Source organism: Halosolutus sp. YCN4 (assembly GCF_059736495.1).
Genome location: NZ_JCASSM010000005.1, coordinates 296,274 through 309,539 on the forward strand (window position 1 = coordinate 296,274; position 13,266 = coordinate 309,539).

General features: G+C 67.9%; 14 protein-coding genes. 5 read left to right on the plus strand and 9 right to left on the minus strand.

From position 1 onward, the window contains the following. The first annotated feature begins 110 nt into the window (after window positions 1-110). The gene (locus AC6I6X_RS19160; RefSeq protein WP_497932157.1) at window positions 111-677 is read left to right on the plus strand and encodes a DUF8159 domain-containing protein; all 567 of its coding nucleotides are present in this window, start codon (window positions 111-113) and stop codon (window positions 675-677) included. 178 nt (window positions 678-855) lie between these two features. Here the strand turns inward: AC6I6X_RS19160 and argS are convergent, their stop codons facing one another. The 5 genes from argS to AC6I6X_RS19185 form a co-directional block, all read right to left on the minus strand. Next, window positions 856-2,646: an arginine--tRNA ligase gene (argS, locus tag AC6I6X_RS19165; RefSeq protein WP_497932158.1), complete on the minus strand. Its 1,791-nt coding sequence runs from the start codon at window positions 2,644-2,646 to the stop codon at window positions 856-858. 149 nt (window positions 2,647-2,795) lie between these two features. Next, the gene (gene udk / locus AC6I6X_RS19170; RefSeq protein ID WP_497932159.1) at window positions 2,796-3,470 is read right to left on the minus strand and encodes a uridine kinase; all 675 of its coding nucleotides are present in this window, start codon (window positions 3,468-3,470) and stop codon (window positions 2,796-2,798) included. Window positions 3,471-3,539: 69 nt separating this feature from the next. Continuing rightward, the gene (locus tag AC6I6X_RS19175; protein ID WP_497932160.1) at window positions 3,540-4,076 is read right to left on the minus strand and encodes an NUDIX domain-containing protein; all 537 of its coding nucleotides are present in this window, start codon (window positions 4,074-4,076) and stop codon (window positions 3,540-3,542) included. 26 nt (window positions 4,077-4,102) lie between these two features. Beyond that, complete coding sequence (locus tag AC6I6X_RS19180) at window positions 4,103-5,248, minus strand: pyridoxal-phosphate dependent enzyme (protein WP_497932161.1); 1,146 nt, start codon at window positions 5,246-5,248, stop codon at window positions 4,103-4,105. A 1-nt stretch (window position 5,249) separates the two neighbouring features. Beyond that, window positions 5,250-6,209, minus strand: a complete 960-nt coding sequence (locus AC6I6X_RS19185; protein ID WP_497932162.1) for a succinylglutamate desuccinylase/aspartoacylase family protein — start codon at window positions 6,207-6,209, stop codon at window positions 5,250-5,252. A 129-nt stretch (window positions 6,210-6,338) separates the two neighbouring features. On the opposite strand from AC6I6X_RS19185, the gene AC6I6X_RS19190 reads away from it, so the two are divergent. Continuing rightward, on the plus strand, window positions 6,339-7,715 hold the full coding sequence (locus AC6I6X_RS19190) for an MFS transporter (protein ID WP_497932163.1): 1,377 nt from the start codon (window positions 6,339-6,341) through the stop codon (window positions 7,713-7,715). A 15-nt stretch (window positions 7,716-7,730) separates the two neighbouring features. On the opposite strand, the gene AC6I6X_RS19195 is transcribed toward AC6I6X_RS19190, so the two are convergent. From AC6I6X_RS19195 to AC6I6X_RS19205, 3 genes are all read right to left on the minus strand, one after another. Further along, a complete protein-coding gene (locus AC6I6X_RS19195) occupies window positions 7,731-7,961 on the minus strand; it encodes a YgaP family membrane protein (protein WP_497932164.1) in 231 nt (76 codons plus the stop codon). Between the two features lie 51 nt (window positions 7,962-8,012). Then, entirely contained in the window at window positions 8,013-9,536 is a 1,524-nt protein-coding gene (locus tag AC6I6X_RS19200) for a stage II sporulation protein M (RefSeq protein ID WP_497932165.1), read from the minus strand. Between the two features lie 80 nt (window positions 9,537-9,616). Further along, window positions 9,617-9,895, minus strand: a complete 279-nt coding sequence (locus AC6I6X_RS19205; protein WP_497932166.1) for a hypothetical protein — start codon at window positions 9,893-9,895, stop codon at window positions 9,617-9,619. Between the two features lie 185 nt (window positions 9,896-10,080). Here AC6I6X_RS19205 and AC6I6X_RS19210 point away from each other — a divergent pair, with 185 nt between their 5' ends. The 3 genes from AC6I6X_RS19210 to AC6I6X_RS19220 all read left to right on the plus strand — a co-directional run bounded on the left by AC6I6X_RS19210 (window position 10,081) and on the right by AC6I6X_RS19220 (window position 12,885). Then, a complete protein-coding gene (locus AC6I6X_RS19210; RefSeq protein WP_497932167.1) occupies window positions 10,081-11,223 on the plus strand; it encodes an MBL fold metallo-hydrolase in 1,143 nt (380 codons plus the stop codon). A gap of 121 nt (window positions 11,224-11,344) precedes the next feature. Continuing rightward, window positions 11,345-11,518, plus strand: coding sequence for a hypothetical protein (locus AC6I6X_RS19215; RefSeq protein WP_497932168.1), 174 nt, complete (start codon window positions 11,345-11,347; stop codon window positions 11,516-11,518). Between the two features lie 227 nt (window positions 11,519-11,745). Beyond that, window positions 11,746-12,885, plus strand: a complete 1,140-nt coding sequence (locus AC6I6X_RS19220) for an AI-2E family transporter (protein ID WP_497932169.1) — start codon at window positions 11,746-11,748, stop codon at window positions 12,883-12,885. Window positions 12,886-12,892: 7 nt separating this feature from the next. Here AC6I6X_RS19220 and AC6I6X_RS19225 read toward each other — a convergent pair whose 3' ends face one another. Further along, window positions 12,893-13,246 carry a nuclear transport factor 2 family protein gene (locus tag AC6I6X_RS19225; protein WP_497932170.1) on the minus strand — a complete coding sequence of 118 codons (354 nt, stop codon included), beginning with the start codon at window positions 13,244-13,246 and terminating at the stop codon, window positions 12,893-12,895. Window positions 13,247-13,266 lie beyond the last annotated feature (20 nt).

Consider the following 13,266-nt stretch of genomic DNA (forward strand, 5'->3'; position numbering starts at 1 on the left):
TGGCTGTAGCTCTGATTTCACAAATCGAAAGAGTCGCACGAACTGGAGCGTCCCGTACGAGAACGGGTACGAACTGATTACTAATCACGGAGTCGACCAATGCCTCGTGCATGGAGCGACGAAAACTCCTCATCGGCAGTGGTGCCGCCCTCACAACCGCGCTGGCCGGCTGTTTCGGGTCCGAGACCGACGACGACTCCGAGGATCCCGAGGACGGCCTCGAGGACAGCGAAAGCACGGACGACGGGTCCGACGACGACAACAGCGACGGTGACGACACCGACACTGGTGATGGAAACGACGGCGACGGTGACGACGGGAAGTTCGACGACGTCCCCGGGTTCGACGCCCCGGACCTCTCCATCGACAGCGACATGGTGAGCATCGATCGCGTCGAGCGAGACGGCGCGACGGTGCGGGTCGAGGCCACGACGACGACGACCGATCGCGACGCGTTGCACGAGGAACTCGAGTCACTCGCCCGCGACCACGAGCGACCGACGTACGACATCGCCGAACTCAAACGGGAGATCGACACCATCGAGTACACGATCAACGACGAGGAGAACGGCCGGGTGCTGTCGTTCTCCGTCCGCCCCGTGTGGATCTACAGGTACATGAACGACGATCTGACCGACGAAGAGTTCCTCGCTCTGGTCCGCGAAACGGTCGAGTAGTCCGGCGCTGCGTCTCGCCAGCGGCCCGACTCCCGTGCGGGTTCATCGGACGGCGGTCCCCGATAGCGGCCTCTGTTTTTACGCGGATACGGTCGGCCGGTAGAACGAGCCAGCGGAATCGGCACCTCAGTCGCGGCGCTTCGACGCCGACCTACATCAATCGCTCGCCCTGTGCACCCTACATCGATCGCGGTGCCTCGACGCCGAGAATCGACAGCGCGTTCGCGACGGTGTATTTCGAGGCGGCCACCAGTGCGAGTCGCGCCTCCCGGACGTCGGAGTCGACGCCGTCGGCGAGCACCGGACACTCGCGGTAGAAGGCGTTGAAGCGGTCCGCGAACTCGCGGGTGTAGGTCGCGATCTGGTGGGGTTCGAGGTCGTCTGCGGCCTCCTCGACGGCGGCGGGGAACCGGCCGATCGTCTCGAGCAGGTCCCGCTCTTCGGGGGCGTCGAGCAGGGCCGCGTCGACGCCGTCGGTCGCGAGACCCTCGATCCGGCCGTCGTCGGTGACCGAGAGGCCGGCCTCCTCGAGGATGCCACAGCACCGCGCGTGGACGTACTGGACGTACGGGGCGGACTGGGCCTCGAAGTCGAGCGCCTGGTCCCACTCGAAGGTGATCGCCTTCGTCGGCTGCTTCGAGACGATGTCGTAGCGGACCGCGCCGATCCCGACCTGGTGGGCGATGCGCTCGACGTCCGCCTCGTCCAGGTCGTCGTCACGGATCCGATCGTCGAGTCGATCCTCGACCTCGGACCGAGCGCGATCGATCGCCTCGTCGAGCAGGTCGTCCAGGTCGACGCCGGTTCCCCGGCGGGTGGACATTCCTTCGCCGCCCGGGAGGTTGACCCACGAGAAGTGGATCGAGTCGAGGACGTCGGTGTCGTTGCCGAGGATCTGCAGCGCCGCGTCGAGCTGTTTGGCCTGCAGCTTGTGGTCCTCGCCGAGGACCGTCACCGCGCGATCGAAGTTGTCGAACTTCCACTCGTGGTGGGCCAGGTCGCGGGTGGTGTACAGCGACGTGCCGTCGGCCCGCAGGAAGACGAGGTTCTTGTCGATCCCGTGCTCGTCGAGTTCGAGTTGCCAGGCGTCGTCCTCGTAGACGGCCTCGTCCAGGTCTTTCAGTCGATCGACCACGACGTCAGTCGAGCCGTCGAACATGAACCGCGTCTCCTTGACGAACTCGTCGAACTCGGCGGGGAGTCGTCCGAGACACGCCTTCATCCCGGAGAGGACCTGGTCGACGACCTCGCTGACCCGCTCGTAGGTCTCCTCGTCGCCCTCCTCGAGCCCCTGCATGAGCGCCTCGATCTCGGCCTCGGCCTCGGCGACCGCGTCGTCGTCGGCGTTCTCGAGGAACGCGTTGCCCTTCCGGTAGTACCGCACGAGGTCGTACTCGATCCGATCGCGCTCGGGTTCGCTCTCGAGGTCGGCCTCGTCGAACGTCTCGTAGGCCCAGGTGAACGTCGCGACCTGGCGGCCGGCGTCGTTGACGTAGTAGTGCCGATCGACGTCGTAGCCGGCGTAGTCGAGCAGGTTGGCGACCGCGTCGCCGATGATCGGGTTCCGCGCGCGGCCGACGTGGACCGGCCCCGTCGGGTTGGCGCTCGTGTGTTCGACGACGACGGACTCCTCGCGGTCCTCGAGGGAGCCGTAGTCGTCTCCCGTGGCGGTCGCGAGCGTCTCCGCGAGGTAGGCGTCGCTCGGGAGGAAGTTGAGGTACGGCCCCTGGGTCTGGACCGCGGCGACGTACGTCAGGCCGTCGACGTCGATCGCGTCGGCGAGTTCGCCGGCGACCTGCGGCGGCGGGGCACCGGCCTCGCCCGCCAGTCGGAAGGCCACGCTCGAGGCGAGGACGCTCTCGACGTCGTCCGGCGGTTCTTCGATCCCGAGATCGTCCGTCGGGAAGTCGCGATCGGCGAGCGCCGTCTCGAGGGCGGCCTCGACCTCGGCGCGTAGGGCACGGAACATACCCGCCCGTATTCAGGGGGCAAGTAAAGGAATGTCGGGTTTCGTCGCCGATCGGCCGGCCCCGTCTCATACGGTTTACTGTAAGTCGTTTCCGGCGCAACCGCGATCCGGGCGGCGGTTGCGCCGGTACATCGGTACAGCAATCCGTGTCAGTCCGACGTCGGGCCGTCGAACGTCAGTTCCCGATCGGGATCGTCCCGCGTCGCCCCGTCGGAGAGTTCGGCCTCCACTTTCTCGGTCAGGAGGTCGATCGCCATCCGGTTTGCTCCCTCGGGGATGATCACGTCCGCGTGTTTCTTCGTCGGTGCGACGAACTTCTCGTGCATCGGCTTGACCGTCTCGAGGTACTGGTCCATGACGCCCTCGAGGTCGCGGTCGCGCTCGATGACGTCGCGCTCGATCCGGCGCAGGATGCGGACGTCCGCGTCGGTCATCACGTACACGCGCAGATCGAGCATGTCGCGGATCGCCTCGTCGTGCAGGGCGAGAATCCCCTCGAGGACGATCACGTCCGAGGGGGCGACGGTAACGCGCTCGTCCGCGCGGTTGTGCACCTCGAAATCGTACTGCGGCATCTCGATCGGCTGGCCCGTCAGCAGGGCGTTGAGTTGCTCCCGCAGCAGTTCCCACTCGAACGCGGACGGGTGATCGTAGTTGACCGCCTCCCGCTCCTCGAACGTGAGGTGGGAGAGGTCCTCGTAGTAGTTGTCGAGGGGAATCCGCGTGACGGCCTCGCCGACGGTCTCGGCGACCGTGCGCGAGACCGTCGTCTTCCCGGCTCCCGTGCCACCGGCGATCCCGATGGCGAACGACGGTATTTTCATCGTCCGCACCTGGCCCGGGCCGGTAATGAATCCCGTGATCTCGCGTCGCTCCGCCGGGTGACCGTCGCCCTACTCGAACCACGCCGCGGCGTCCCGGAACCGCGCCTCGTGAACCGGTCGAAACGTCTCGTTCGCGACGTCGAAGGCCGCGGGCGACCAGAACCGCGCCGCGCTCGCGTCGCTCCCCGCCATCACCTCGCCGTCGGTCAGCGCGCGATCGACCACGTAGTGGATCGTGACGACGTGTTTGCCGTCCCGCGGCGCGACCGTCGTCGCGTCGAGGAGGTCGAGCGCGTCGGGATCGACCGTGACGCCGGTCTCCTCCGCCAGTTCGCGGGCCGCGGCCGTCTCGGGTTCCTCGCCGACCTCCATGTGGCCGCCGGGGAGCGTCCACTCGCCCACCCCCGGCGCCACCCCGCGTTCGACGCAGAGCACCGAGGGGTCGGGCGGCGTCCGATCGACGACGGCGACGGCGGCGCACGGAACCGGGTTGTGCCAGACGATCCGATCGCAGTCGGGACACCGCTCGCGCTCGCGACCGTCGAACGAAATCGTCTCGAGGGGGTCACCACAGTGTGGACAGAACGTCGGCGGTCGGCTGACCATCTATCGAGGGGTCGGGGCTCCAGCCATCAAAGGGTTTTCAGTCCGGTCCCGGTCAGGGGGACCACGACGTCCTCGTCCTCGTCGATCGTTCCCCGCTCGCGGTACTGGCGCAACGCGGCCGGCGCGGCCGCACAGGTCGGCTCGACGTAGAACCCGCCGCGGTGGAGCCGATCGAGCGCGGTCTCCATCGGGTCCGGGCCGACCGCGATGGCGTCGCCGTTCGTCGCGGCGATCGCGTCGAGAATCTCGTCTTCGCGGGCGGGCGCGGCGATCTTGATCCCGTCGGCGATCGTGGTCCCGTTCCCGTCCTCGTCGGTGGTGTCGCCGCCGAGCGCGTCGACGATGGGCGCGTAGCCGGTGGCCTGTGCGCCGAGCAGTCGGGGCATGCCGTCGACGATTCCGGCCTCGTTCAGCAAGGAGAAGCCCCTGTACGCGCCGAGGAAGAGCGTGCCGTGGCCGATCGGGAGGACGAGCGCGTCGGGGACGGTCCAGCCGCGCTGGGCGGCGACCTCGAACGCGAAGGTCATCGTGCCCGCGTAGAAAGCGGGGTTCCAGGCGTGGCTGGCGTACCAGCCCTCGCCGGTCTGCCACGGGACGTCGCCGTCCCCGTCGTCGTCGCCCTCGCCCTCGACGGCGTCCAGACAGGCCGCCGTGACGTCCTCGCGGCTCCCCTCGATTCGGACGGGGCGGGCGTCGGCCCGCTGGATCATCATCAGCTTCGACTGTTTGACGTCCGCCGGCACGTAGATGTCCGCGTCGATGCCCGCGCGGGCCGCGTAGGTCGCGATCGCGGCCCCGGCGTTGCCCGATGAGTCCTCGATGACCTTCTCGACCCCGAGTTCGACGGCACGGGAGAGCGTCGTCGTCGCGCCCCGGTCCTTGAACGAGCCCGTCGGGAAGACGTACTCGAGTTTGAAGTCGGCGTTCCACTCGGGGGCGTCGACCATCGGGGTGAAGCCCTCGAAGAAGGTGACGTGTTGCTCGATCGGGAGGAACTCGAAGAACGTCCACAGGCCGTCGGTGGTGTCGAGCCGCGAGAGCGGGAGCGGTTCGCCTTCCGGGAGCGGATGCTCGGTGAACTCGAGGGCGTGGCCACAGCCACAGCGCCACGGTTCGTCCGGGCCGGCCTCGTAGACCGTACCGCAGTCGGGACAGGTGAGATTCGATACCATGTTAGTACTCGTCGATATCGGTTGCGACGGAGCAGACGTACTCCCCGGTCGCGACCTGCGGGAGCCGCCGCGTTCGCCAGAGGAGGCCGGTGCTGTCCGCCGTCACCTCCGCTTTCGGTTCGCCGAACGGCGTCGTCACCTCGAACAGCACGTCGCCGGCGCTGACTCGCGCTCCCAGTTCCGGTTCGAGGGTAACGAGACCGCCGGCCGGAGCTCCGTACTGTTCGAACCCCCTGGCTCGGGTCTGGGTCGTGATGGAAGGTGCCTCATCGAGGAAGTCGTAGTACTTGAGCACGTTGAAGACGCCGTCGACGCCCTTCCGAATGCTCTCCTCGTCCCAGCCGACGCTGCCGCCCAGTTCGGGATCGACGGTGGGGACGCCCTCGTCGGGGCCGGCCCTGGCGAGTTGCCCGTCCGGCCCCTTCTGGTCGAGCACGTAGCCACAGCCGAAGGCCTTCGCCAGTTCGAGACACTCGCCGTGGAGTCGGTGGCGACCGCCACAGCGAACCCGGACCTCGTCGATCATCCGGCTCGTCGACCCCTGGTGGAGGTCGAGGACGAGGTCGGCCTGCGTCGCGACGTCGAACGTCGCCGCCGCGATCCGCTCGCTCGAGGTGCCCGACTCGTTGCCCGGGTAGGCCCGGTTCATCTTCGTATCGTCGATCGGGTTCCGGTGTTCGGCGACCTGGAACGCGTGGTAGTTGACGATGCCGACGATCAGGATCGTCCCCGCGAGTTCGGCGGGATCGAGTCGCGGCACGACGCGCTGGATGACGCCGACTCCGTTGAGTTCGTCACCGTCGCTTGCGGCCTGCATATAGAGTGTCTTGCCCGATTTCGCACCGTTGATCACGGCGACGGGGAGACCGATCGGGCTGCCGTCCCGGGTCTCGCCGACCTCGAGCCGGCCCGTATCGATCTCGCCGGGCCCCGCGCTCGCCGTTCCGAGCGTCGTCGTCATGTCCACCACGATGGACCCGCCGGTCTTTATTGGTTCGATATTTGTGCCGGCTACGGACGGGGCGGATCGCTCGTCGCTCGGGAGCGGACGGGAACAAGAGCAAAGCCCCTCCAGCAGACATTGCCCCGTATGAGTCTCGAGCAGGAGGCCCGCGAGGAGGAGATCGATCCGCTCGACGCGTTCCGCCAGTTCTTCGCGCTCGAGCGGGACGTCCTCGTGCTCTCGCTCGCGATGTTCGCGTTCAGCCTGGGCTTCCAGATGACCAGCCGATACATGGCCGAGTACATGTCCGCGCTCGGGGCGACGGCGTTCGTCGTCGGTCTCTTCGGCACGTTCGGGAACGTCATCAGCGCGGTCTACCCGTATCCCGGCGGTGCGATCTCCGATCGGATCGGCTCGCGGTACGCGCTCACGGCGTTCGGGCTGTGTTCGACGCTCGGCTTCGGGGTCTGGCTCGCCGCGCCGCTTCTCGCGGACGTGTCGATCGGCCCGACCTCGCTCGCGATCGTCGCGATCTTTCTCGGCCTGATCCTCGCCCAGGCCTGGAAGTCGTTCGGGCTCGGCGCGACGTACGCGATCGTCAAACAGGCGGTCCCGCCCTCGCGGCTCGCGGCGGGCTTCGCGTCGACGGAGACGTTCCGCCGGACGGCCTTCCTCGTCGGGCCCCTGATCGCCGCCGCGCTGTTCTTCCCGTTCGGCTCGACGGACAGCGACGTCGTGCTCGCGTTCCAGCTGATCCTCGTCGTCGCGCTCGTCTTCGGCGTGCTCGGGACCGTCGTCCAGCACGCCCTCTACGAGGCCGCCGAAGACAGCATCGGGAAGGAGTTCGAGGGGATCTCGCAGTTGCTCACCGATCTCCGGGCGATGCCCGACGAACTGCGCCCCCTGCTCGTCGGCGACACGCTCGTTCGCTTCGCCAACGGGATGGTCTACGTCTTCTTCGTGATCGTCGTCACGCGGTTCCTCGAGGTGGGTCTCACGGTCTCCGTCCCCGCCGTCGGCACGATCGCGCTCTCGCCCCAGTCGTACTTCGGCGTCCTGCTCGGCCTCGAGATGCTCGTCGCACTGCTCGTGATGTTCCCCGCGGCGCTTGCGGCCGAACGGGTCGGCCTCAAACCGGTCGTCGCGCTCGGCTTCGTCGTCTACGCGGTGTTCCCGGTCCTGCTCATCACCGCGCCGGAGAGCGCCGCCGTCCTCGCCGTGCTCTTTGCGTTCTCCGGGCTGCGCTTCGCCGGCCTCCCCGCGCACAAGGCGCTGATCGTCGGCCCGGCCGAGGCGGGGGCGGGCGGGCGCGTCACCGGGGCCTACTACCTCCTGCGAAACCTGATCGTCATCCCGAGCGCCGCGCTCGGCGGCCTGATCTGGGGCGGGTTCGCGAACCCGTTGACGGGTGCGCAGGCGTTCGCCGGGTCGCCAACGCTCGCGTTCACGATCGCGACCGCGATCGGGCTCGGCGGTACTGCGTACTTCCTCCTGTTCGGGAAGGAGTTCGAGGCCTACCAGTGAGCGGTTCGCGAGCGGTCAGGGGCCGGTGTCCGCGTCCCGCGAACAGGTGTCGATCCCGAGCACGGCGTTCAGCCCGCAGAACTGCGTCGCGGCGTTTACCAGCAGTCCGATCGAGACGATTCCTGCCACGACTCCGACCGTCCGCCGGCCCCCGATCGCGGCGCCGACGGCGACGCCGAGCAGGACGACGCCGAGTACGCCGCGGACGAGTCGATCGAGACCGCCGACGTTCTTTTGAAGTGCCATAGGCGAGTCGTCGGTCGGATCGATAAAAAGCGCACTCCCTCTCAGCGTCGGCTAGCGGAAGAGGTGATAGTAGTACGGACTGACGAACCCCTCGACGAATCCCGCGATCGCGAGCAGGAGGCCGATACCGACGAGCACCCAGAACGCCCGTTCGAGGGCGTCGGCGAGTTCCGATCGGGTGATCTCCCCGAGCGGAACGCGGGCGGCGACGGCGCCGAGCGAGAACCCGAGCGCCGTGGCGACGAAGATAGCGGGAATCTCGAGGATCCCGTGCGGAGCGACGAACGCCGCCAGTTCGGTCGGGGCGACCTCCGTCTGGGCGTAGACGCCCATCACGAGCCCGTTGAACACGAGCGAGACGAGCGCCGGGACCGCGAGGGCGAACCCGGCGTAGGCCGTGGTGATCGCGACCAGCCAGTTGTTGGCGAAGAACTCCAGGGCCGCGGCCGGCGGGACGTGCCCCTCGAGACGGGCGCTGATCGACGTCTCGAACGCGTCGGCGAACGGCGCCGCTCCCTCCCAGCCGACCCAGAACGAGGCGACGGCGAGGACGACCACGAACGCGTGCGTCAGCGGCGCCGACCGGACGAACGAGACCAGTTCGGCCCAGCCGGTCCGGACGCCGTCGACGAGCTGGCTCCGGAGCGATCGATCGGGAGCGGCGGGTGGTTCGAGCCGTCCCCGACCGTCGGTGTACAGCCCCGTTTTCAGCAGGTCGAGGACGGGAAACACCAGCACCGCGGTGACGAGCCCGCCGACGCTGACGACGTCGACGAGCGCGAGTACCCCGGTCACGGTCGAGAACGCGATCAACGAGCCGGCGGAGACGACGTAGTAGAAGCCGGCGGCGATCGGGTGGTGGCGCACGAAGCCGAGAGTCCGGAAGAGCGAGCCGCCGATCCCGACGTCGTCGACGACGACGGCGACCGGCGCGAACGCGAAGACGGCCCGGACGGCGGCGATCGCCAGGACGCCGACCAGTACGGCGGGAAGCGCGACGAGGACGGCGGCCCGCCCGATCGCAGCGCCCGCGACGCCACCGAGCAGGACCGTCGCACCGACGACGGCACCGGCGACGACGAGCCAGAGGACGACCTCGAGCAGGTAGAGCCCGAGGAACCGGAGCCAGTACCGTCGCCCGCCGGCGAGACCCGCGATCAGGCCGCGATTGTTGCGCAGTCGGCCGTAGCAGGCCGCCATCTGGGCGGCACCGACGACCGCGTACAGCACGATGAGCACGAGCAGGCTCACGAGGAGCACCACTGCGACGAGGGCACCGATCGCCGGCGTGAACAGCTGTTCGACGATCGGCTCGAGACCGGTCGCCCACGCCTCGAACGCCTCGGGATCGCCCTCCGGATCCGGCGGTTCGAGGTTCTGGCTCGCCAGTTCACCGCGGACAGTCGCGAGTCGACCCGTCGCGTCGAGGTAGAGGTAGCCGACGACCAGTCCGACGAACGGGACGACCCGGACGATCGCGGGAATCGCGGCTCCGAGCAGGTAGAACGGGAGCAGGTCGGCCGGCCGACGTCGCAGGACCGCGACGGCGGCGCCGACGGAATCGGAGAGGTCCATACCTGTTCGTCGAACGGTTGGTAGTTAAAACATCCTCCCGATCGGCCCAAATTTCGGCCGCGTCTCGGCACTGCCCGCCGTCAGTTGAACGTCCGATCGTCGAACTCGTCCGCCGGGTCGTCCTCGGCCTCCCGATCGGAGAGTCGCGGCGTGAAGCCGCCGGTCAGGATGACGGCGACGACGACGAGGGCCGCCGAGAGGACGACGTAGTCGGCGCTCGGTTCGTAGCCGGCCAGTCCGGCGCCGGTCGAGACGACGAAGATCGCGACGGTAAAGACGATCGTCGCGAGGAGCCCGACGACCAGGATTCCGACGACGCTGCCGAACAGGCCCCGGAACAGGCGGCGAATCGATGACATGCGTGGTCCCGAGTTGGGCGTGGAGTTCCGTAGTGATTGTCATCTCGGAGTGACTGTACCGGCTTCGAGACCGTCCGCTGAGTGGGGGCCAACTGAACCGTTCCGGCGGCGCGAAGGGATTGCGGTCCTCCAACAGGTCCGTACCCAACTGTGGTATTACGTGACGTGGCGTCGTACCGATCGGCATGGTCACCACGCTCTCGCCCGATCGGCTGGCGGAACTGCAGGACGAGAACGCCGACTTCGTCCTCGTCGACACGCGGCCCGAGGACAGCTACGAGTCCTGGCACGTCACCGACGCGGTTCACTTCCCGTTCGGTCCCGAGGAGGACGTCGACGGTCGCCTCGAGGATCTGACGGAACTGGTCGGTGACACCGATCGGGTGATCACCATCTGTGCGAAGGGACTCTCGTCGGGGAACCTCGCGACCCAGCTCGACTCGGCGACCGACGAGTTCGATGTCAACGCCGTCGACGGCGGGATGAAAGGCTGGAGCGGCGTCTACGATCGGGTCGCCATCGACGTCGCGGACGACCTGACGGTGGTTCAACTCCAGCGGCGCGCGAAGGGCTGTCTGAGCTACCTCGTCGGCTGTGCCGAAACCGGTGACGCGATCGTCGTCGACCCGACGGCCGACACCGACGAGTTCACGGCGGCGGCCGCGGAGCAGGGGCTCACGATCGTCGGCGTCGTCGACACGCACGTCCACGCCGATCACGTCTCCGGCGGTCGCGAACTGGCCGCCGAACTCGACGTGCCCTACTACCTGGGCGATCGAGCCGAGGAGCGGGGGGTCGAATTCGAGTACAGGCCGCTCGAGCGGAACGAGGTCCTTACGGTGGGGAACCGCGTGGTCAAGGCGATCGCGGCCCCGGGCCACACGAGCGAGATGATCAACCTGCTCGTCGACGACGCGGCGCTGTTGACCGCCGACACGTTGCACGTCGATTCGACGGGACGGACGGAACTCGAGTTTAGCGAGGACGAGGGAGAGCAAGGGGCGCGAATGCTCTACGAGACGCTTCACCGGACGATCCTCGCCGAACCCGACTCCGTCGCCGTCTTGCCGGGCCACGTCACGGTCACGAGCGACGGCCGGTTCGGACACGGCCAGCCGGGAGAGCCGATCACCACCACGATCGGCGAGGCCCGGACCGGGATCGACGCGCTCGCGCTGGACGAGGAGGCGTTCGTCGATCGGCTGGCCGACGCGGGCGAGAAGCCGGCGAACTTCGAGGAGATCATCGACCTGAACCGCGGTGCTACGGCGGAACCGCCCGAAGAGCGGACCGAACTCGAACTCGGGCCGAACAACTGCTCGGCCTGAGATCGATCGGCCGCACGCGCTGTCGCGACGCGACAACGGCGGTCAGATCCGGGAATCGGTTCGGTTCGCTTGAGAACGGGGTTATGCTTCTCTACGTAGTATGATAACATGGCGATAGCATATGCAAACGATAGCGACGCGGGCCGTCGAGTGTCCGCAGTGTGCGGAGCGGACGCGCGTATCGATCCCCGACGAGAACGCCGAACTGAGGGTCAGCCACTCGGTCGCAGCGTACGGTGAACAGACGGCCGTCTCCTGCTCCAACGGGCACAGGTACTGGGTGGTCGTCTGCTGAACGGGTACTGGGTGGTCGTCTACTGAACGGGTACTGGGTGGTCGTCTACTGAACGGGTACTGGGTGGTCGTCTACTGAACGGGTACTGGGTTCCATCCGAGACCGCCCCGGCTCGTTTTCTACTCGGCGCTGAGCCGTCGTGCCGTCGTTCGGTGTCGTCCATCCACACTGGTGGAGTACCCCATCATATCAGTGGACTAATTCATCGGGCCGACGAATCCCCGTCCATGCCCGATCGGCCCACGCCGCCCGACTGGATCCTCGAACAGCCCGGACTGACCGCGATCGCCCTGGTGAGTGGGCTCCTCGCACTGTTCGTGCTCCTGCCGTATCTCCAGTACGTCCTGTTCGGCGTCGTTCTCGCGTACATCCTGTTTCCCGTGCAGCGACGCCTCGAGCAGTACGTCAGGCCGACGGTCGCGGCGATCCTCCTGGTCGTGGCGACGTTGCTCGTCGTCCTGCTCCCGCTCATCTACGTCGTCACGATCGCCGTCCGACAGGCTCTCGGTGTCGTCCCCGCGATCAGGCAAGGCGACATCGACGTCGAGACGGTCGAGGCGGTTCTCGAGACCAACGGGTACACCGTCGACGTCGTCGCCGTGTACGAAGCGAACCAGGGCCGGATCGCGACGGCGCTCCAGCAGATTGCGACGGGGGCAGTCGATTTCGCCGGGAGTTTGCCGAGACTGTTCATCGGGCTGACCGTCACGCTGTTCGTCCTCTTCGCCCTGTTGCGCGACGGGGAGCGCCTCGTCGACTGGTTCCAGTGGGTGTTGCCGGTCGACGACCGGATCCTGGTCGACCTTCGCGAGGGACTGGATCAGCTCATGTGGGCCTCGGTCGTCGGGAACGTCGCCGTCGCGGCCATCCAGGCGGTGATGCTCGGCGTCGGTCTGGCGATCGCCGGCGTCCCCGCCGTCGTCTTCCTCACCGTCGCCACGTTCGTCCTGACGCTGCTCCCGCTCGTCGGCGCGTTCGGGATCTGGATCCCGGCCGCGGGCTATCTCCTCGCCGTCGGGCGGCCGACCGCCGGCGCGGCGATGGTCGTCTACGGCCTGCTCGTCACCTTCTCCGATTCGTACCTTCGTCCGGCGCTGATCGGCCAGACCAGCGCGTTCAACTCCGCGATCGTCGTCGTCGGCATCTTCGGCGGTCTCGTCGCCTTCGGGGCCGTCGGCCTCTTCATCGGTCCCGTCGTCCTCGGCGGCGCGAAACTCACTATCGATTCCTTCGCCCGCGGCCACACCGGCGAATCGGCTCCCGCGGACGCACTCGAGGGCACCGGTGGTGATTCGGCGTCCGCGGAGATGGCCGCCGAAGGGGAGACGGGGACCGATGGAGCCGACGAGGGCGGCCGCGACGAGTGACCGATCGTCACCGGGAGTACGTCTCGAGCTTGCCGATCCGATCGCCCTCGAGTTCGAAGAAGTCGGCGAACTCGAACAGGGCGCGGCGCTCGCGGTCGCCGTCCGTCGCGCTCTCGTCCATCACGCGGCCGCGGACCGCCACTCGCCCGTCGGCAGCGACGATCGCGTCCAGTTCGTGACGGGTGTCCGGGTTCGGCCGCTCGTCGCGCATGAACCGGACGAACGCCGCGCGGCTCTCGAAGGTCCGATCGGGCCGGCGCTGGGCGAAATCGGATGCGAGCACGTCCGCGAGCGCCTCGTAGTCGTGGTCGTCGAGTGCGTCGTAGTAGCGTCGGACGAGCCCCGTTGCGTCGGTGGCCATACCGGACGATTCGTCGCCGG

What these genes read in the sequence shown, in the direction of transcription:
- AC6I6X_RS19185 (WP_497932162.1), bottom strand. Translation starts at nt 6,209, where the DNA reads ATGACGACGACGCTCGGAACGGCGAGCGCGGGGCCCGGCGAGATCGAT.
- AC6I6X_RS19195 (WP_497932164.1), bottom strand. Translation starts at nt 7,961, where the DNA reads ATGGCACTTCAAAAGAACGTCGGCGGTCTCGATCGACTCGTCCGCGGC.
- AC6I6X_RS19180 (WP_497932161.1), bottom strand. Translation starts at nt 5,248, where the DNA reads ATGGTATCGAATCTCACCTGTCCCGACTGCGGTACGGTCTACGAGGCC.
- udk (WP_497932159.1), bottom strand. Translation starts at nt 3,470, where the DNA reads ATGAAAATACCGTCGTTCGCCATCGGGATCGCCGGTGGCACGGGAGCC.
- AC6I6X_RS19175 (WP_497932160.1), bottom strand. Translation starts at nt 4,076, where the DNA reads ATGGTCAGCCGACCGCCGACGTTCTGTCCACACTGTGGTGACCCCCTC.
- AC6I6X_RS19200 (WP_497932165.1), bottom strand. Translation starts at nt 9,536, where the DNA reads ATGGACCTCTCCGATTCCGTCGGCGCCGCCGTCGCGGTCCTGCGACGT.
- AC6I6X_RS19210 (WP_497932167.1), top strand. Translation starts at nt 10,081, where the DNA reads ATGGTCACCACGCTCTCGCCCGATCGGCTGGCGGAACTGCAGGACGAG.
- AC6I6X_RS19225 (WP_497932170.1), bottom strand. Translation starts at nt 13,246, where the DNA reads ATGGCCACCGACGCAACGGGGCTCGTCCGACGCTACTACGACGCACTC.
- AC6I6X_RS19205 (WP_497932166.1), bottom strand. Translation starts at nt 9,895, where the DNA reads ATGTCATCGATTCGCCGCCTGTTCCGGGGCCTGTTCGGCAGCGTCGTC.
- AC6I6X_RS19220 (WP_497932169.1), top strand. Translation starts at nt 11,746, where the DNA reads ATGCCCGATCGGCCCACGCCGCCCGACTGGATCCTCGAACAGCCCGGA.
- AC6I6X_RS19215 (WP_497932168.1), top strand. Translation starts at nt 11,345, where the DNA reads ATGCAAACGATAGCGACGCGGGCCGTCGAGTGTCCGCAGTGTGCGGAG.
- AC6I6X_RS19160 (WP_497932157.1), top strand. Translation starts at nt 111, where the DNA reads ATGGAGCGACGAAAACTCCTCATCGGCAGTGGTGCCGCCCTCACAACC.
- AC6I6X_RS19190 (WP_497932163.1), top strand. Translation starts at nt 6,339, where the DNA reads ATGAGTCTCGAGCAGGAGGCCCGCGAGGAGGAGATCGATCCGCTCGAC.
- argS (WP_497932158.1), bottom strand. Translation starts at nt 2,646, where the DNA reads ATGTTCCGTGCCCTACGCGCCGAGGTCGAGGCCGCCCTCGAGACGGCG.